Origin of the sequence: Cedecea neteri (genome assembly GCF_000757825.1) — a bacterium.
GTDB classification, from domain to species: Bacteria; Pseudomonadota; Gammaproteobacteria; order Enterobacterales; family Enterobacteriaceae; genus Cedecea; species Cedecea selenatireducens.
Map to the genome: position 1 here is coordinate 1291752 of NZ_CP009451.1, position 17334 is coordinate 1309085.

18 protein-coding genes are annotated in these 17334 nt (G+C 55.4%); 6 read left to right on the forward strand and 12 right to left on the reverse strand.

Annotated elements, in window-relative coordinates; translation table 11 throughout:
* Positions 1–156 precede the first annotated feature (156 nt).
* Positions 157–1065 (forward strand): uridine diphosphate-N-acetylglucosamine-binding protein YvcK, encoded by a 909-nt coding sequence (gene yvcK, locus JT31_RS05805; RefSeq protein WP_038474458.1) that lies wholly within the window; start codon positions 157–159, stop codon positions 1063–1065.
* Between the two features lie 10 nt (positions 1066–1075).
* On the opposite strand, the gene uvrB is transcribed toward yvcK, so the two are convergent.
* Positions 1076–3091 (reverse strand): excinuclease ABC subunit UvrB, encoded by a 2016-nt coding sequence (gene uvrB, locus JT31_RS05810; RefSeq protein WP_038474461.1) that lies wholly within the window; start codon positions 3089–3091, stop codon positions 1076–1078.
* A gap of 788 nt (positions 3092–3879) precedes the next feature.
* Here uvrB and JT31_RS05815 point away from each other — a divergent pair.
* Complete coding sequence (locus JT31_RS05815) at positions 3880–4590, forward strand: ABC transporter ATP-binding protein (protein ID WP_038474464.1); 711 nt, start codon at positions 3880–3882, stop codon at positions 4588–4590.
* Positions 4591–4602: 12 nt separating this feature from the next.
* Here JT31_RS05815 and JT31_RS05820 read toward each other — a convergent pair whose 3' ends face one another.
* From JT31_RS05820 to bioB, 6 genes are all read right to left on the reverse strand, one after another.
* Positions 4603–5121: a helix-turn-helix transcriptional regulator gene (locus JT31_RS05820; protein WP_038474467.1), complete on the reverse strand. Its 519-nt coding sequence runs from the start codon at positions 5119–5121 to the stop codon at positions 4603–4605.
* 15 nt (positions 5122–5136) lie between these two features.
* On the reverse strand, positions 5137–5397 hold the full coding sequence (locus JT31_RS24075; protein ID WP_071842934.1) for a hypothetical protein: 261 nt from the start codon (positions 5395–5397) through the stop codon (positions 5137–5139).
* Between the two features lie 176 nt (positions 5398–5573).
* Positions 5574–6257, reverse strand: coding sequence for a dethiobiotin synthase (bioD, locus tag JT31_RS05825; RefSeq protein WP_038474470.1), 684 nt, complete (start codon positions 6255–6257; stop codon positions 5574–5576).
* A complete protein-coding gene (gene bioC, locus JT31_RS05830; RefSeq protein ID WP_038474473.1) occupies positions 6250–7008 on the reverse strand; it encodes a malonyl-ACP O-methyltransferase BioC in 759 nt (252 codons plus the stop codon). Before bioC ends, bioD begins: the two co-directional genes overlap by 8 nt.
* Positions 6992–8143: an 8-amino-7-oxononanoate synthase gene (bioF, locus tag JT31_RS05835; protein ID WP_038474475.1), complete on the reverse strand. Its 1152-nt coding sequence runs from the start codon at positions 8141–8143 to the stop codon at positions 6992–6994. Before bioF ends, bioC begins: the two co-directional genes overlap by 17 nt.
* A complete protein-coding gene (gene bioB / locus JT31_RS05840; RefSeq protein ID WP_038474478.1) occupies positions 8140–9180 on the reverse strand; it encodes a biotin synthase BioB in 1041 nt (346 codons plus the stop codon). The genes bioF and bioB overlap by 4 nt, the downstream gene beginning before the upstream one ends.
* Positions 9181–9269: 89 nt before the next feature.
* Between bioB and bioA the strand changes: the two genes are divergently transcribed.
* From bioA to JT31_RS05855, 3 genes are all read left to right on the forward strand, one after another.
* Positions 9270–10556 carry an adenosylmethionine--8-amino-7-oxononanoate transaminase gene (bioA, locus tag JT31_RS05845; protein WP_038474481.1) on the forward strand — a complete coding sequence of 429 codons (1287 nt, stop codon included), beginning with the start codon at positions 9270–9272 and terminating at the stop codon, positions 10554–10556.
* Between the two features lie 164 nt (positions 10557–10720).
* Complete coding sequence (locus tag JT31_RS05850) at positions 10721–10960, forward strand: hypothetical protein (RefSeq protein ID WP_038474496.1); 240 nt, start codon at positions 10721–10723, stop codon at positions 10958–10960.
* A 144-nt stretch (positions 10961–11104) separates the two neighbouring features.
* The gene (locus JT31_RS05855; RefSeq protein WP_038474500.1) at positions 11105–12388 is read left to right on the forward strand and encodes a putative acyl-CoA thioester hydrolase; all 1284 of its coding nucleotides are present in this window, start codon (positions 11105–11107) and stop codon (positions 12386–12388) included.
* Between the two features lie 56 nt (positions 12389–12444).
* On the opposite strand, the gene pgl is transcribed toward JT31_RS05855, so the two are convergent.
* A complete protein-coding gene (gene pgl / locus JT31_RS05860; protein WP_038474503.1) occupies positions 12445–13443 on the reverse strand; it encodes a 6-phosphogluconolactonase in 999 nt (332 codons plus the stop codon).
* Positions 13444–13572: 129 nt separating this feature from the next.
* Here pgl and JT31_RS05865 point away from each other — a divergent pair, with 129 nt between their 5' ends.
* Positions 13573–14403 (forward strand): pyridoxal phosphatase, encoded by an 831-nt coding sequence (locus tag JT31_RS05865; RefSeq protein WP_038474506.1) that lies wholly within the window; start codon positions 13573–13575, stop codon positions 14401–14403.
* Here the strand turns inward: JT31_RS05865 and modC are convergent, their stop codons facing one another.
* The 4 genes from modC to JT31_RS22995 all read right to left on the reverse strand — a co-directional run bounded on the left by modC (position 14404) and on the right by JT31_RS22995 (position 17265).
* A complete protein-coding gene (gene modC / locus JT31_RS05870) occupies positions 14404–15462 on the reverse strand; it encodes a molybdenum ABC transporter ATP-binding protein ModC (RefSeq protein ID WP_038474509.1) in 1059 nt (352 codons plus the stop codon). It lies immediately after the preceding gene.
* Entirely contained in the window at positions 15462–16154 is a 693-nt protein-coding gene (modB, locus tag JT31_RS05875) for a molybdate ABC transporter permease subunit (protein WP_038474512.1), read from the reverse strand. Before modB ends, modC begins: the two co-directional genes overlap by 1 nt.
* Positions 16151–16927, reverse strand: a complete 777-nt coding sequence (gene modA, locus JT31_RS05880; RefSeq protein WP_038474515.1) for a molybdate ABC transporter substrate-binding protein — start codon at positions 16925–16927, stop codon at positions 16151–16153. Before modA ends, modB begins: the two co-directional genes overlap by 4 nt.
* Positions 16928–17112: 185 nt before the next feature.
* Positions 17113–17265 carry an AcrZ family multidrug efflux pump-associated protein gene (locus JT31_RS22995; protein WP_008456213.1) on the reverse strand — a complete coding sequence of 51 codons (153 nt, stop codon included), beginning with the start codon at positions 17263–17265 and terminating at the stop codon, positions 17113–17115.
* Between the last annotated feature and the right edge of the window lie 69 nt (positions 17266–17334).

The window sequence follows — 17334 nt, forward strand, 5'->3', positions numbered from 1 at the left end:
TATACATAACGGAGTTATTGCTTAATTTCGCTACAGAGTACTTAAAAAGATAATTTTTACTTTGACGTGAATCATTATCCACGGAGCAAGAATCGTCTTTCTAGCGCTTTTACGCTACCTTAAGCGCCTGTATGCCTCTTAAGGATTATCTTTTCTATGCGTAATCGCACGCTTGCAGATCTCGATCGGGTAGTCGCGCTTGGCGGTGGCCACGGTCTGGGCCGCGTAATGTCATCACTTTCCTCGTTGGGTTCACGTTTGACCGGCATAGTCACCACCACCGATAACGGCGGTTCTACTGGACGTATTCGGCGCTCGGAAGGCGGCATTGCCTGGGGAGATATGCGCAACTGCCTGAACCAGCTGATTACCGAACCAAGCGTGGCGTCGACCATGTTTGAATACCGTTTTAGCGGTAACGGCGAACTTTCAGGGCATAACCTCGGAAACCTGATGTTAAAGGCGTTGGATCACCTTAGCGTGCGCCCTCTGGAGGCCATCAATTTAATTCGTAACCTGCTAAAAGTGGATGCACAGCTGATCCCTATGTCGGAACACCCGGTCGATTTGATGGCGACCGATGACCAGGGCAACACCGTTTATGGCGAAGTCAGCATCGATCAGTTGCTTAACCCGCCACAGGATCTGGCGGTTTACCCTAAAGCACCGGCCACGCGTGAGGCCCTTGAGGCCATTGCCGAAGCCGATTTGATCCTGATTGGCCCCGGGAGTTTTTATACCAGCCTGATGCCTATTCTGCTGCTTGAAGAGATGGATCAGGCGTTGCGCCGCACCCCAGCGCCGATGGTGTATATCGGAAATTTGGGCAAAGAGCTTAGCCCTGCCGCGGCCAGCCTTTCACTGCGCCAAAAACTGGAGCTGATGGAACAACATATTGGAAAACGTGTTGTGGATGCCGTGGTAGTTGGCCCCCAGGTCGACGTCAGCGAAGTGAGCGACAGGCTGGTGATTCAGCTGCCGCTGGAAGCCAGTGATATTCGATATCGGCACGACCGCCAGCTGCTGCGAGCCGCTTTAGAAGAAGCGGTGCAGCAGCTCGGCTAAGCCTCACCGCTTACGAAGCGGCGATAAACAGTTCGCGCAGCTTGTGAAGCTGGTCGCGAATCTGCGCCGCTTCTTCAAACTCAAGATTCTGTGCGTGTTCCAGCATCTTCGCTTCAAGCTGGTGTATTTTCTGCTGCAGCGCTTTCGGCGTCATCACGATTTCATCATCTTCAATCACGCTACGCGCTTTGGTTTTAGCCCGCCCTTTGGTCTTCGCCATGCCTTCGCCAAGCTGCAGGACGTCTACCACTCGCTTATTAAGCCCCTGTGGCGTAATACCGTTCTCTTCGTTGTAACGCTGCTGCTTCTCGCGGCGGCGCTCGGTTTCGCCAATCGCCTTCGCCATCGACGGGGTAATTTTGTCGCCGTAGAGAATCGCTTTGCCGTTAATGTTACGCGCCGCGCGACCGATGGTCTGGATAAGCGAACGCTCGGAGCGCAGGAAGCCTTCTTTGTCCGCATCGAGAATCGCCACCAGCGACACTTCCGGCATATCCAGACCTTCTCGCAGAAGGTTTATCCCTACCAGCACGTCAAACTCACCCAGGCGCAAATCGCGGATGATCTCCATACGTTCTACGGTGTCGATATCCGAGTGCAGATAACGGACACGCTCGCCGTGCTCTTCGAGGTATTCGGTCAGGTCTTCCGCCATACGTTTCGTCAACGTTGTCACCAGCACGCGTTCGTTAACGGCCACGCGCTTGCGAATTTCCGAGAGCAAATCATCCACCTGAGTGCCCACGGGACGCACCTCAATCAGCGGATCGAGCAGCCCGGTAGGACGTACAACCTGGTCAACGATGTCCTCGCCGGATTTCTCAAGCTCGTAGTTACCCGGCGTGGCGGAAACGTAGATAGTTTGCGGGGCCAGCGCTTCAAACTCTTCGAATTTTAGCGGGCGGTTATCCAGCGCGGACGGAAGGCGGAAGCCATATTCCACCAGCGTCTCTTTACGCGCACGGTCTCCTCGGTACATCCCGCCAATTTGCGGAATGGTGACGTGGGATTCATCCACCACCAGCAGGCCATCGGCCGGAAGGTAGTCAAAAAGGGTTGGCGGTGGCTCGCCGGGACCACGCCCTGAAAGATACCGAGAATAGTTTTCGATACCCGAGCAATAGCCCAGTTCGTTCATCATCTCGAGATCAAACTGGGTACGCTGGGCAATACGCTGTTCTTCCAGCAGTTTATTATTGGCGAGCAGAAATTTACGGCGCTCGGCCAGCTCAACCTTGATGTCTTCCATCGCCTGCACAATGCGCTCACGCGGCGTAACGTAGTGCGACTTAGGGTAGATGGTGAAGCGCTGAATGGTTTGATCGATCTGCCCGGTCAGCGGATCAAACAGCGACAGTCTCTCAACTTCTTCGTCGAACAACTCCACGCGCAGCGCAAGATCATCCGACTCTGCCGGGAAGATATCCACCACCTCCCCTCTCACGCGGAACGTGCCGCGCTGGAAAGCCTGATCGTTACGCGTGTATTGCAGCTCGGTCAGGCGGCGCAGGATCGAACGCTGGTCGATGATCATGCCCTTCGTCAGGTGAAGCATCATCTTGAGGTACAAATCAGGGTCGCCCAGGCCGTAGATTGCCGACACGGAGGCCACCACGATAACGTCTCTGCGTTCAAGCAGTGCCTTCGTCGCCGACAGACGCATCTGTTCAATGTGCTCGTTTACCGAGGCGTCTTTTTCAATGAAAGTGTCCGAGCTTGGGACATAGGCCTCTGGCTGGTAGTAGTCGTAGTAGGAGACGAAAAACTCAACCGCGTTGTCCGGGAAAAACTCTTTCATCTCGCCATAAAGCTGCGCTGCCAGCGTTTTATTCGGTGCCAGCACCATCGTCGGACGCTGAAGGTCGGCAATAACGTTTGCCACCGTGAAGGTTTTACCCGACCCCGTTACGCCCAGCAGCGTCTGGTGCGCCAGTCCGTTTTCAAGCCCGTCTTTCAGGCGATGGATTGCTTCTGGCTGGTCGCCAGAAGGCTTAAATGCTGAATTCAGTTTGAACGCTTTACTCATGAACGGGCTACCTGATGAAGAAACGAGCGGGCCGGAGAGTAATTTTACCCGGCAGCGCGATTTTTGCCAGTAGAAAACTGTATAAAACACCAGTTCTCATTTTTACTACGCCTGCTAACCAATACATTTTGCCGTTTTGTTTGCCCACAATTTCCCCCTTTGCCAGATAAATCTCCAGCCGCCAGCGGTTATCCCCAAATTTTTTCGCCTTTTAACATTTGTCAAGGGAGGTAAGGAAACCACAGGCCCATTGTTTGACAGTTTTATTGCAGCAGTTGATTTTATTTAAGCGATTGAATTTAAGTAGATATTTCATAAAGACCGGTTTCGCGCCAATTTGCCCGCAGGCCGCGCCCGCTCTCGCTTTCATCAAGTTTTCTAACTCTAATGCACAAGGTTATCCACAGGAATAGTGGATAACTGCAGCAAGCCCTTTTGCTTAGCCACTCGGAAAAACCCCTGATCTTTCTGTGCCGGGGTCGAAAAAAAAATTTCGCTAATTTTTTTGCTTCTATTCATTCGATTTCGCTATACCCGGCCATGTTGAGCAAGATCTCGAAATCGAGATATATCCTGAGGTTAAAAGGCGTTTTATTGCACCAAATTCGTTCTTTTTAGCACCTGTCAGGTGCAGCGAAGCGGGAGCCTCTACCTCATCCTCCCCCCGCCCGGGAGACAATACTCAGTTTTATCCTGGAGAGAGGGTCGTTTTCAGGCTTTATCACCAAGCTGGCAAGCTAATTGCAGCATATCCATGGGGAAGCCTCCCCCAACCAAGGAGATGAGCCATGCTGAGCTTACGCGCTGTTAATCAGTTCTACGGTGACAATCACATATTGTGGAATCTCGACCTCGAACTAACGCCGGGCGAATGCACCTGCGTGCTTGGCGCGCCCGGACAGGGGAAAACCACGCTGGTAAACTGCATTACCGGCTACTTGCCCGTACAAAGCGGCAGCATGCTGTGGCAGCAGGCAGGATTGCCACCGGAGGATCTGGTCAATAAGCCCGTTGAGAGCCGAGCCGCGCTTGGTATCAGCTACGTTCCACAGGACAGACGCATCTTTTCCCAATTGAGCGTCGAGGAGAACCTGCAAATCGCGATGATGGCGGGTCACCGGACGCCCCGGGTCATCCCTGCGCTCATTTACGATCTTTTTCCCGAACTCTACAGCCTGCGGCAGGTGAGAAGCGGTGAACTCCACACGGATTTGCAGCAGCAGTTAGCGCTTGCCAGAGCGCTGGTCTTACAGCCTAAGCTGCTCATACTGGATGAGCCCACTCTGGGCGGAGGCCAGCGCTTCATCACGGAAATGGGCAACCTTATTCGGCGCCTGAACCGCGACTTTGGCCTGACCATTCTGCTGGTTGAACAGCGTCTGTCGTTTATACGTCGTGTAGCAGACAAATTTTGCCTGTTGCACAAAGGCAGAAATGTCGCTCAAGGCAATGTTTCTCAGCTTGATGATAAGCTCGTCGCGGGCTGGCTGGAGCCTTGAACGCTCTCCCTCTTACAGGTTTTCCAGCCGTGCCTGAAATGCCGGATTCAGAGCGGTTAATGCCCGGCGAAGATTGCACTGGCGGGTCACTTTTGCAACATCCAGCAGCGGCGCAGGTATCGACTTCACGCCGGTGCTATTCATCCAACGTAAAACCGTTTCTAGATTCCACAACGCGGTTTTTCCGTCGTGTATCGGCGTGGGAAACGCTTCGCGGGAAACCATCACTTTTCGAATATACTGCCGGGAAACGCCCAGCAGTTCGGCTACGTCGCTCAGCCCAACTAAATCAGGTGCGGCTTCAACCAGCGAAGCACCTGGAATAATGCGAGAGACGTCCTTTAGCGCGCTCAGCAGTGCATCTTCTGCACCGTTGGCTTGACGGGTGAAGTTCAGGGCGATACGCCCCGTTACGCCTATGCCAATAAGGGCATCATCACAGCCCCCTGCTCCCAGCATGCCAACCCACTGTTCAGGTTCCTTCTGGCTATTGGGCAGGTTAAAAATAAGCGTAAACGTGTATTCCGCCATGATGCGTTCTCCTTGTTAGTGCAGGACGCTGCGGGATGCTATGTTTGCACATCCGTCCACAAGCCTGCGAATTTGCCTGGCATGGTTCTCTGCATTTCGCGGCGTGCTCCACACGCAGCTGATGCAAAACTCTCCGCAGCGGCAGGCTTTATCGTTCCACGGACAATAAAGTTTTCCCCAGCAGTGAGAACCGCCCTCTTTGACCCGCCATCCTTGAAATTCGGCGTAGCTTAATGCCGCTTCTATTTCTTTTTGCGGGTGCCGTTTTCTTGCCATATCTCCTCCGGCTAAAAAAGCATCTCATAAAGGTTGTCACATGACAACTTAAATTATGAAATACTCTATACTCTTTGCCGGCAGAGAAAAATCTTCGTCTTTGGGGAATGTGTTAAAGCGGGAGCCAGCCCGAGGCGCTGCTGCGAGCGTGGCTTTTGTTGCGTTAGTTTTGCGGCTTATACCGCAATGACGGAGAGATCGATATAGTGGCCAAGCGAGGTTTCATCGCTGATATCCTCAAGCCAGGGGATCTCCCCCAGCAGAGGTGCCGGGAGCCGCTGCCTGAGCGTGGCCAGATACTCTGCGTGCCTTTTGCCTGCTGGCTGAACGCCGTTTGCGATCCAGCCAACAAGCGGCAGCCCTGCGGCAAGTACGGCCTGTGCCGTGAGCATCGCATGGTTAATACAGCCCAGCTTAACCCCTACCACCAGAATGACCGGCAGCCGTTCACTGATGGCCCACTCGGCAAACGTAGTGGTGTCAGAAAGTGGAGTAAACCAGCCTCCCGCCCCCTCCACCTGAATCCAGTCGGCTTTACCGGTAAGATTTTGCAGGCCTTCAGACATTGCGGAAAAGGTGATGGGACGCTGCTCTTCAGCGCTAATGATGTGCGGAGAAGTAGGTTCAATGAAAGCCAGCGGATTAATTTGCTCATACGGCAACGCGACCGAACCGTTGCGTTGCAGAGCCAGCGCATCGCTGTTACGGATGCCCTCTGGCGTCATTTCACTGCCAGAAGCTACGGGCTTATAGCCCACTGAACGATACCCGGCTGCGCTGGCCGCCTGTAGCAGCGCACAGCTGGCAACGGTCTTCCCTACTTCAGTATCGGTCCCGGTCACAAACCACTTCTTAATCACGTTCAATCACTCCAAAAATTATCTGCCAACTGAGGGAAAACTGCCCATCTTGCTTTGGCCATGTTTCGCTGAGCCGATTCAACTGCCCACGCGTCATCAGGGTATTTTTTCGGCCTTCATGCAGGTGAGTCGCGCCGACGCCTTTCAGCGAACGCATCGCGCTCATCACGTCGGGAAACTGCTGGCTAACGGTCCGGCAGGTCAATGCGGTTCGCCAGAGACTGCAGGCTTGTTCTATCTCGGTAACGGATAAAAACTGATTAGCGTGCGCCCTTTCATCCACGCCGCGCCAGGCCTGTTGCAGTTCAGGCAGCGAGCCTGCCGCCAGCGTGGTAAAGGCAATGCAACCGTCCGGTTTTGCCACGCGATACAGCTCGGATAGTCCCTGACGAAGGTCGCTGCACCACTGCACGGCAAGATTACTCCAGACCAGATCGACTTGTTCATTCGCCAACGGAATGGACTCGATATCACCCTCAAGGAAACGGTGCGCCGACCGGGTTTTCTGGCATTGCTCAAGCATCGCTTTGGAAATATCCAGCGCCAGAACATCGCTTCCCTTCTCCCGCCATATACGGCTGTACCAGCCCGTACCACAGCCGGCGTCCAGCACGCTGGATGCACGACGACCATGTAGCCCCTCCAGGAGGTAATCTCCGCAGGTCCGCTGCAAATCGGCAAAGCGTTCGTAGCTGCCTGCTGCCCGGCCAAATGCTGCCGCGACTGAGGCCTTGTCAACCAGCTGCGTCATAAAGCGCCTCCAGCAGGGCATCGATATCGTCTGACGTATGGGCGGCCGTGAGGGTGATACGCAGGCGCGCGCTGCCGGGCGGTACGGTCGGAGGGCGAATAGCCGTTAGCCAGAAGCCCCGCTCCCGCAGTTGAGAAGCGAGATCCAGCGTGCGCTGATTCTCGCCCACAATCAGCGGCTGAATAGCGCTGTTCGAATCTGCAAGCTTCAGGGAGAGCTGCGTGGCCCCCCGTCGAAAGCGCTGAATATTTTCAGTAAGCCGTTCTCTGAGCACATCACCCTGCTGAACCACTTTTAATGCAGTTTGCAATGAGACTGCCTGCGCCGGAGGCATGGCGGTGCTGTAGATCAGATGGCGAGCAAATTGCAGCAGATAATGAGCAGTTTCCTCGTTACACAATACCGCTGCGCCGCTGCCGCCAAAGGCTTTACCAAAGGTGACGACCAGGATGTCTGGTCTGATATTTTGCTGATGGCAGCTACCGCGGCCTTCGTGACCCACTACGCCAACGCCGTGGGCGTCATCGACCATCAGCCAGCCACCAGCCTGTCGTGTCGCCTGCGCAATATCAGCCAGCGGCGCGCTGTCCCCATCCATGCTGAAAATACCCTCAGTCAGGGTCAGCCGCTCGCCCTCATTCGTTTTTCCAAGCTGCGTAGCAAGTGCATGAACGTCGTTATGATGGAACCTGCGCAGCTGGGCCGGACTTTGCATCGCCGCTTCCATCATCGAGGCATGGCAAAGCTTGTCGGCGATAATCGTGTCCGTTTTTTGCGCCAGCGCGGAGATAGCCGCCTGATTGGCGCTGTAGCCGGAGATAAACAGCAGCGCTCGCTCAAATCCCAGCCACTCGGCAAGCTGTTCTTCAAAAGCCTGATGCGCACGGCTATAGCCCGTCACATGCCCGGAGCCTCCGCTGCCAACGCCAAACTGCGCGGCACCTTTTTGCCAGGCATCCACAATTTGCGGGTGATGGCTTAGCCCCAGGTAGTCGTTACTGGAGAAGTTGAGATATTCCCGGTCGTTAGCGGTAAAAATACGCCCGTTTCCGAGCGTACTGGCCTGCCGGGTGCGGAAGCTTGCGCTCGCCCGCCGTTCGCTTAAGGCTTCAGAGATTCGCTGCTGCCAGCTCATACCGCCGCCGCGTTGTAGTAACTGTCGGTATCGGCGTTCAGTAGCTGCCCGGCGAGCCGTTCCTGCTGTTCGTTATCACCCATTTCGGTGGTGGTTTGCTGCGGGTTCAGCCCCAGCTTACGGAACAGCTGCAGATCCTTGTCCTCTTCCGGGTTTGGCGTCGTCAGCAGTTTGCAGCCGTAGAAGATGGAGTTTGCCCCGGCCATAAAGCACATCGCCTGTGTCTGCTCGCTCATTTGTTCGCGGCCTGCTGAAAGGCGCACGTAAGAGGCTGGCATCATGATTCGCGCCACGGCAATGGTACGAATAAAATCAAAGGCATCCACGTCTTCGTTATCCGCCAGCGGCGTCCCCTTCACCTTCACCAGCATGTTGATTGGCACGCTTTCAGGCGGGGTGGGTAAATTGGCTAGCTGCAGTAGCAGGCCGGCGCGGTCGGTGACTGTTTCGCCCAGTCCGACGATGCCGCCGGAGCAGACTTTAATCCCTGCATCACGCACTTTATCGAGGGTATCAAGACGTTCCTGATAGGTTCGCGTGGTGATGATATTGCCGTAGAATTCCGGGGAGGTGTCCAGGTTGTGGTTGTAGTAGTCCAGCCCTGCCGATGCCAGACGCTGCGCCTGTTCATTGGTCAGCGTACCCAGCGTCATGCAGGTTTCCAGCCCCATGGCGCGAACGCCTTGTACCATCTGCTCAAGGTAGGGCATATCTCGCTCATGCGGGTTCTTCCAGGCCGCGCCCATACAAAAACGCGTCGAGCCTGCGTTTTTAGCCTTGCGGGCGGAGTCCAGCACCTGCTCAACTTCCATCAGGCGTTCGGCTTCCAGGCCAGTTTTGTAGCGTGCGCTCTGCGGGCAGTATTTACAGTCTTCCGGGCAGGCGCCGGTTTTGATCGACAGTAAGGTACTGACCTGTACCTGCCGCGGATCGAAGTGCTGACGGTGGGTTTGTTGGGCTTCAAACAGCAGATCCAACAAAGGTTTTTGAAATAAAGCAGTGACCTGCGACATTGTCCAGCGTGCGTGGTGAGCCATGGGGCCTCTCCAAAAGGGGTGTTTTAGAAAATCGATTGACGTTATACTCGTAAACCTAAATGTTTTTTAAATGGTTTACAAGTCACCCTATGACTCCTGCTGATTTAGCGTTCGACCAGCGACATATCTGGCACCCTTACACTTCAATGAGTCAGCCGCTGCCGGTTTATCCCGTTGTGGCTGCGACCGGCTGCGAACTGCAGCTGGATGACGGACGCCTGCTCGTCGACGGCATGTCGTCCTGGTGGGCGGCTATCCATGGCTACAATCACCCACGGCTGAATCAGGCGATGAAGGCCCAGATAGACAGCATGTCGCACGTGATGTTTGGCGGAATCACCCACCCGCCTGCCGTTGAGCTTTGCCGCAAGCTGGTGGCGATGACGCCCGCGCCGTTGGAATGCGTGTTTCTGGCCGATTCCGGTTCAGTGGCCGTCGAGGTCGCCATGAAAATGGCGCTGCAGTACTGGCATGCAAAAGGCCAGCCGCGCCAGCGCTTCCTGACCTTCCGGAACGGCTATCACGGCGATACTTTTGGCGCGATGTCGGTCTGCGATCCCGATAACTCTATGCATAGCCTGTGGCAGGGCTATTTGCCTGAACATCTGTTTGCTCCGGCTCCGCAATGTAGGTTTGGCGATGAGTGGAACGAGATGGACATGGTTCCGTTTGCACGCCTGATGGCCGCACACCGGGAAGAGATTGCTGCGATTATTCTGGAGCCGGTGGTGCAGGGAGCCGGGGGAATGCGTTTCTACCATCCTGAATGGCTACGTCGCATCCGCCGCATGTGCGATAGGGAAGGAATCTTGCTGATTGCCGATGAAATCGCAACGGGCTTTGGCCGCACCGGGAAGCTGTTTGCCTGTGACCACGCGGGTATTTCACCGGACATTATGTGTCTGGGCAAAGCATTGACCGGCGGCACCATGACGCTCTCCGCTACGCTTGCCACCCGTCACGTTGCGGAAACCATCAGCGACGGTGAAGCCGGATGCTTTATGCATGGCCCAACGTTTATGGGGAACCCTCTGGCCTGCGCCGTTGCCGGCGAAAGCCTGGCGCTGCTGGCAGAGGGAGACTGGCAGCAGCAGGTTCCGGCCATTGAGCATCAGCTTCGGGAAGGCTTGCTGCCGCTTGCAGCAAGTGAGCACGTTGCCGATGTCCGCGTTTTGGGCGCAATAGGCGTTGTAGAAACACACAGGCCTGTCGATATGGCGGCGTTACAGCGTTTCTTTGTCGAACAGGGCGTCTGGATCCGTCCGTTTGGCCGCCTGATTTACCTGATGCCACCTTATGTCATCAGCCCTGCGCAGTTGGATAAATTGATTTCTGCCGTTGCAACAGCGGTGGAAGACCCTGCGTTTTTTAGTTAGCTCCTGCCTCAACCACGCCGGCATCGCCTGCCGGCGGGTTCTTCTTACTCGCTAACCTGTTTCTGAAATTAATTTACACAAATAAATCCAGTTAAGTTATTAATCCCTTCCCGCCTCGCTGCCGATTAACGTTTCACCAGTTTCACATCACAGAGAGACAGAAAATGAAGAGAATCGTTGTGCTCAGCTTCTGCCTGATGGCAGGCAATGCCTTTGCCGACACGGGGTCGCCACAGCTAAAGTCGGAATCGCAGTCGGTGATTCGCCAGGCGGGTTATCAATGCGATACCGTGAACAGCGTTTATCCTGCGGCATTTGGCGGCTCACTCACCGTCTCCTGCGACAGTGACCACAAATATATTATTCGCAAGAAAGACGGCCAGTACACCGTAGAAAAAGATTAACCGCGCCCTTTTCATCATCGGATAATGCCCTCTTCCCTCTTTCTGAAGCCGATTTGCACAAATCGGCTTCCCGTTTCGCTCAACTTAGTATAAAAAGCAGGTTTTGAAATAACCCTCTATTCCACCGTACAGCAAGGAGCAACCTTGAACACATTATCGGTTTCTCGTCGCGCCGCAGCCCTGGCTTTCGCCGTGGCGCTGAGTGCATGTAGCTCAACCCCACCCCAGGACAAACCGTCTACTCAGGTGGCGCCGGGAACCCAGTCCCGCCCGATCCTGGCGGCTGACGAAGCGCAGAATTTTGTGGCTGCACGCTACTTCACGTCAATGAATCCAAATGAAGCCGCGTGGACGCCATCCTCGATTCGTACTCCTCAGCAACCTGATTTCGTGGTTGGCCCTGCTGGCACAGCCGGGGTAACCCACACGTCAATTCAGGCCGCCGTCGATGCAGCGATTATCAAGCACAGCAGCTCCCGACTTTATATCGCCATTATGCCGGGTGAATATGAAGGTACCGTGTATATTCCGGCCGCCTCCGGGAGCGTAACGCTGTACGGGACTTCAGGTAATGCAGACGATGTTAAAATTGGCCTGACGCTGGACTCCGAAACCGACCCGGTAACGTGGCGCCGCACCGTTAACCCGGCGGGTAAATACATGCCTGGGAAGCCTGCATGGTACATGTTTGACAGCTGCCAGAGCCGCCGTAGCGCGACCGTTGGCGTGATGTGTTCCGCCGCCGTTTGGTCGCAAAATAATGGTCTGCAGCTGCAGAACCTGACTATCCAGAACACCCTGGGTGATAACGTGGATGCCGGTAACCACCAGGCCGTGGCGTTGCGCAGCGATGGCGACAAAGTACAGTTGAACAACGTTCACCTGCTGGGCCGTCAGAATACCTTCTTCGTCACCAACAGCGACGTTCAGAACCGCATGCTGACCAACCGTCAGCCACGCACGCTGGTGACCAACAGCTACATCGAAGGGGATGTGGACGTGGTCGCCGGCCGTGGTGCAGTGGTGTTCGATAACACCGATTTCCGCCTGGTGAACAGCCGCACTAAAGAAGGTTCGGTGTTCGCGCCAGCCACTCTGCCGAACATCTACTACGGCTTCCTGGCAATCAACAGCCGCTTTACCGCAGCCGGTGACGCTCAGCTGGGTCGCTCCTGGGATTTAGCCGGCAGCGAAAACGGCCAGACTGCAAATGGTCAGGTTGTTATCCGCGACAGCGTGATCAATGAAGGCTTCAACACGGCTAAACCGTGGGGCGATGCGCTGGAGTCTAAGCGTCCGTTCGCGGGCAACGTTGGCACCAAAGACGATAAGGGTGCGATCAAACGCGACCTGAATGACCCAGGCTTCAACCGCATGTGGGAGTTCAACAACCGCGGTTTAGGTAGCCCGGTCGTCGAAGAGAAGTAATTCCCGAACGCTAAATAAAAAACCTCGCCGAAGCGAGGTTTTTTTATGCCTGAAAATCAGTGCGCGAGAATCGCTACCCACATTGGGCCCTGTCCCACCGCATAGCGGCCTTTCTCTTCCAGCAGCCCCTGCTCGCCGTTAATTTTATAGACGGCGGCATGATGGGATTTCTGCCCCACGGCAACCAGATATTTACCGCTGTGATCGACGTTAAAGCCGCGAGGCTGCTCTTCCGTTGGCTGGTAGCCTTCGATGTTCAGCACGCTACCGTCTTCGGAAACGCTGAACGCGGTGATAATGCTGGCGGTGCGGTCACAGGCATACAGGTGGCGACCATCCGGCGTGATATGGATATCCGCGGCCCAGCGGGTGCCGGAGAAGCCCGGCGGCATAAAGTCCAGCGTCTGCACGCATTCGATTTTGCCGTGCGGGTCGCGCAGTTCCCAGACGTCAACGGTGCTATTCAGTTCGTTGACGCAGTAAGCATATTGCTGGTTCGGGTGAAACGCCATATGGCGAGGACCAGCACCTTCTACGGTGGTCACGTCAGCAGGCGTTTGTGCCACCAGCTTGCCGTCGTCGGACAGCGTGAACAGGCAAATACGATCCTGCTTCAGGGCCGGCGTCCAGAGCGTGCGGTTATCCGGGGAGATATTTGCCGAGTGGCAGCCATCCAGCCCGTCGACCACATCAACGGTTTCCCCCGGCAGGCCATCATTTTCCAGGCTTATCACCGCCACGTTTGCGGCGTTGTATGAAGCGCTGAACAGGAAGCGGCCTTTACGGTCGGTAGAAATGTGGGTTGGGCTGCCCGGCAGCGGGGCCACGCCAGCCTCCGTCAGGGAACCATCATCCGGCGTAATACGATAGGCGATGACGCGAAACTCAGGGCGCACGCCAACGTACAGAAAGCGTTTATCCGGGCTGATGACCATCGGCTGAACCTGCCCAGGAGCGTCGACGACCTGTACAAGGGTCATTTCACCACTGGCGTGCAGCGTCCAGACGTGGATTTGCTGGCTTTCCGGGCTGGCGGTATAGACTGTCTGTTTCATGACTTAACTTTCCTCCTGACGTCGTAAGTAAGCATCATAAGGCTGGCTCACGGTCGCGGGCTATTTTGCGCTACGGCGTGAGCGGTGTACCATCGGAACGAACCTTATGAATAATGACTGGAACCCTAAATGAGTTATCGCGTAATTGCTCTCGATCTCGATGGCACCCTGCTGACACCGCAAAAAACCATTCTTCCGGAATCTATTACGGCCCTTCAGCACGCCCGCGAAGCCGGCGTGAAAGTGGTTATCGTAACGGGTCGCCATCATGTCGCCATACATCCTTTTTATCAGGCACTGGCTCTGGATACACCTGCAATTTGCTGTAATGGCACTTACTTGTATGATTATCATGCAGAAAAGGTTCTGGCGTCCGATCCTCTTCGCCCGGAACAGGCCGCTCAAATGGTAGATTTGCTCACCGCGCACCGGGTGCATGGCCTGATGTACGTAGACGATGCGATGCTTTATCTGGAAAGCTCGGAGCATGTGAAAGCCCACGTCGCCCGTACCCAGAATTGGGCACAATCATTACCTGAAAGTCAGCGTCCGGTTTTCCGCAGCGTGCCTTCACTGAAAGAAGCCGCGCAGGAGGTGAAGTCCATCTGGAAATTCGCCCTGACTGACTCAGACATTCCCAAACTCAAGCAGTTTACCTCTGAAGTAGAACGCGAGCTGGATCTGTCCTGCGAATGGTCCTGGCACGATCAGGTTGACGTCGCTCAGCGGGGCAACAGCAAAGGCGCACGCCTGGCACAGTGGGTGAAGTCTCAGGGAATGTCGATGGATCAGGTGATTGCGTTTGGCGATAACTATAACGATCTGAGCATGCTGGAAAGCGCCGGAATGGGCGTCGCGATGGGGAATGCGGACGAGGCGATAAAATCGCGTGCCGATATGACCATCGGCACCAATCTCGAAACCGGCATCGCCGAAACGCTGTACAAGTACGTGCTGTAATCAGGCCGTAATCGACACGCTTTTCACCTGCGCATACAGCCACTGACCGGGCTTCACCGCCAGTTCATCCCGTGCCCAGGGGCTGATGCGCGCCCACAGCGTGCGGGAACCCACCTCGAGCTGAACCTCCACCTGCCCTTCGTCATCAAAGCACTGGGCGACCTTAGCCCGCAGCACGTTACGAATACTGCTGTTCACCGGCGGCTGAAGCACCAGGGAGACGTCCGAAGCCTGAATGCGAATACGCAGCGGGGCCTGCACCGGCTTGTCGATTTTATTCACCCAAAGATGCTGATCGCCAAGGGCGAGCGCCGTCATGGCGTAGTGGGGATGGTGTTCCAGCACGGTGACTTTCAGCACGCTGCTTTGCTGTTCCTTAGGCAGCCACGGATGCATCACGCTGCTGCCCCAAACCTCTTCAAGATTCCCGAACGCCTTCACGTTTCCCGCATCCAGCACCAGTACTTTGTCCGCCAGATGCAAGATCTCCTCCAGCGAATGGCTCACGTACAGCATCGGAATATTAATCTCACGCGCCAGACGCTGGAGATAAGGCAGCAGCTCGCGTTTGCGTGGGATGTCCAGCGAGGCCAGCGGCTCATCCAGCAGCAATAGCTCAGGTGCGGTTAACAGCGCGCGGCCAATGGCAACTCGCTGCTTTTCGCCCCCGGACAGGCTCCACGGGAAACGTTCCAGCAAATCTTCGATGCCGAGCAGTGCCACCAGCTTGTCGAACTGGCCAGCCATGCTTTTTGCCATGCCATATTTTAGATTGCCGCGAACACGGTAGTGCGGAAACAGTCGCGCATCCTGGAATACGTAGCCAACGCGGCGTTTTTCCGGCGGCAGATACAGTTTTTTGTCCGCGTCGGTTAGCACACGATTGTTGAGGACTATTCGCCCCTGCTCCGGCCGGGTCAGGCCGCTAATCGCATTGATTAATGACGTTTTTCCCGCGCCCGACACGCCGAAAACGGCGGTGATGCCCTGGCCCGGTAGGGTTTCATTAATTTCCAGCCGATGCGTGCCAAGCGTTTGAATAAAGTTAAGCTCCAGCATCAGCTTGCTCCCATGCGTTTACGGCTTACTCGCGCCAGCCATTCAGCCACCAGCAGCGAAGCCATCGCCAGCGCAATGGCAATCAGGCACAAACGCGCGGCGGCGCTTTCCCCGCCGGGCGTCTGAATCAGGGTATACATCGCCGAAGGCAGCGTCCGTGTTTCACCGGGAATATTGGAAACGAAGGTGATCGTCGCGCCGAACTCGCCGAGTGAACGGGCAAATGCCAGCACGGTACCGGCAATAATACCCGGTAGCGTTAACGGTAAAGTGATGGTGCAGAAGACACGCCAGCGCCCTGCGCCCAGCGTTCTTGCCGCCTGTTCAAGGCGGATATCAACGCCTTCGAGCGCCAGGCGAATCGCACGAACCATCAGCGGGAACGACATGACCGCCGCCGCCAGCACCGCGCCACGCCAGCTAAAGGCAAAGGTAATGCCAAACCAGTCATACAGCCAGGCGCCGATAAACCCGCGGCGGCCAAAGGCCACTAATAACAGATAGCCCACCACCACCGGCGGCAGGACTAAGGGAAGATGAATCAGGCTGTCGAGCAAGGCTTTGCCCGGGAAACGGCAACGCACCAGTACCCAGGCAAAGAAGATCCCGACAGGAAGGCTAAACAGTACCGCAATGGATGAGACTTTTAGGCTCAGCAGTACCGCCTGCCATTCGGGATCGCTCAATATCATTGTTTCGTCGTAAATCCGTATTTTTGGAAGACTTTCGCCGCTTCCGGTCCTTTCAGATAGCTATAGAACGCGGTCACTGACGGGTTATCGTGGCCTTTAACGATCGCAATCGGGTATTCCACCTTTTTGTGGGAATCTTCAGGGAAGGTGCCCACAACTTTCACGCCTTTTCCGGCCACGGCATCAGAACCGTAAACAATACCCAGCGGGGCTTCGTCACGCTGAACCAGAGCCAGCGCACCGCGAACGTCTTCTGCCGGAGCAAGTTTACTGGATAAAGTGTCCCACGCGCCCAGTTTTTGCAGCGCTTCTTTGGCGTAAATCCCCGCTGGCACGTGGTCAGGATCGCCCACCGCCAGACGCCCGCCTTTTAGCAGCGAGGCCCAGTCAGTTTTCGCATCAATGGCAATGTCGCCCTGCTTGCTGGCAGTCGGGGCTACCACCACCAGGCTGTTGCCCAGCAGCGTTTCACGGGTATCCGTTTTGATGGTGTCTTTCTCAACAGCATAATCCATCCATTTCTGATCGGCAGAAATAAACAGATCGGCAGGCGCCCCGGCTTCAATCTGGCGAGCCAGAGTAGAAGACGAAGCAAAAGAAGAGGCAATCTCAACCTTCTTCTCTGTCTGATATTGCGCCGCAATATCCTGCATCGCATTGGTTAACGATGCCGCCGCGAAGACGGTAATTTTGTTTCCTTCAGCCAGCGCCTGGCCTGCCAGAGAAACCGATAAAGCCGCGCCCAGGGCGAGGCGAACCCAACGTTGATTCATGTTTTCACTCCGTTTGTTTCGTTATGTAAGCTGAAATATAACGATTGCAATGCGGAAGATACAGAATTTATCGGCAGAAAGGAGAAGGGCTTTAAGGTTCTTGACGGAGATCAACAGAAAGACGGCGTGTGCGGGGCTAAGGCGGCAGAAAGAGAAAACCCGGCGAATGCCGGGCTTTCAGGGAATCAGTGATGCTGTTTCGGCTGTTGGTCGCGATGACCGACTTTTGAAAAGACGTTAAACACTTCACCCAATCCATAGATGAGACCCAGGATCACTGCCATCACAACCGGCACCATGACCACGGCAAACACCAGGCTTTTCAATAACTCGAACATAGTTGCCTCCGGCAAAAGCGAGAATGATTATTCTAGCGGCAGTTGAGAAAAACGCACTCTCCTTTTGTG

Coding starts and splice junctions, on each gene's coding strand:
- yvcK (WP_038474458.1), top strand. CDS start 157: ATGCGTAATCGCACGCTTGCAGATCTCGATCGGGTAGTCGCGCTTGGC.
- uvrB (WP_038474461.1), bottom strand. CDS start 3,091: ATGAGTAAAGCGTTCAAACTGAATTCAGCATTTAAGCCTTCTGGCGAC.
- JT31_RS05815 (WP_038474464.1), top strand. CDS start 3,880: ATGCTGAGCTTACGCGCTGTTAATCAGTTCTACGGTGACAATCACATA.
- JT31_RS05820 (WP_038474467.1), bottom strand. CDS start 5,121: ATGGCGGAATACACGTTTACGCTTATTTTTAACCTGCCCAATAGCCAG.
- JT31_RS24075 (WP_071842934.1), bottom strand. CDS start 5,397: ATGGCAAGAAAACGGCACCCGCAAAAAGAAATAGAAGCGGCATTAAGC.
- bioC (WP_038474473.1), bottom strand. CDS start 7,008: ATGACGCAGCTGGTTGACAAGGCCTCAGTCGCGGCAGCATTTGGCCGG.
- bioF (WP_038474475.1), bottom strand. CDS start 8,143: ATGAGCTGGCAGCAGCGAATCTCTGAAGCCTTAAGCGAACGGCGGGCG.
- bioB (WP_038474478.1), bottom strand. CDS start 9,180: ATGGCTCACCACGCACGCTGGACAATGTCGCAGGTCACTGCTTTATTT.
- bioA (WP_038474481.1), top strand. CDS start 9,270: ATGACTCCTGCTGATTTAGCGTTCGACCAGCGACATATCTGGCACCCT.
- JT31_RS05850 (WP_038474496.1), top strand. CDS start 10,721: ATGAAGAGAATCGTTGTGCTCAGCTTCTGCCTGATGGCAGGCAATGCC.
- pgl (WP_038474503.1), bottom strand. CDS start 13,443: ATGAAACAGACAGTCTATACCGCCAGCCCGGAAAGCCAGCAAATCCAC.
- JT31_RS05865 (WP_038474506.1), top strand. CDS start 13,573: ATGAGTTATCGCGTAATTGCTCTCGATCTCGATGGCACCCTGCTGACA.
- modC (WP_038474509.1), bottom strand. CDS start 15,462: ATGCTGGAGCTTAACTTTATTCAAACGCTTGGCACGCATCGGCTGGAA.
- modB (WP_038474512.1), bottom strand. CDS start 16,154: ATGATATTGAGCGATCCCGAATGGCAGGCGGTACTGCTGAGCCTAAAA.
- modA (WP_038474515.1), bottom strand. CDS start 16,927: ATGAATCAACGTTGGGTTCGCCTCGCCCTGGGCGCGGCTTTATCGGTT.
- JT31_RS22995 (WP_008456213.1), bottom strand. CDS start 17,265: ATGTTCGAGTTATTGAAAAGCCTGGTGTTTGCCGTGGTCATGGTGCCG.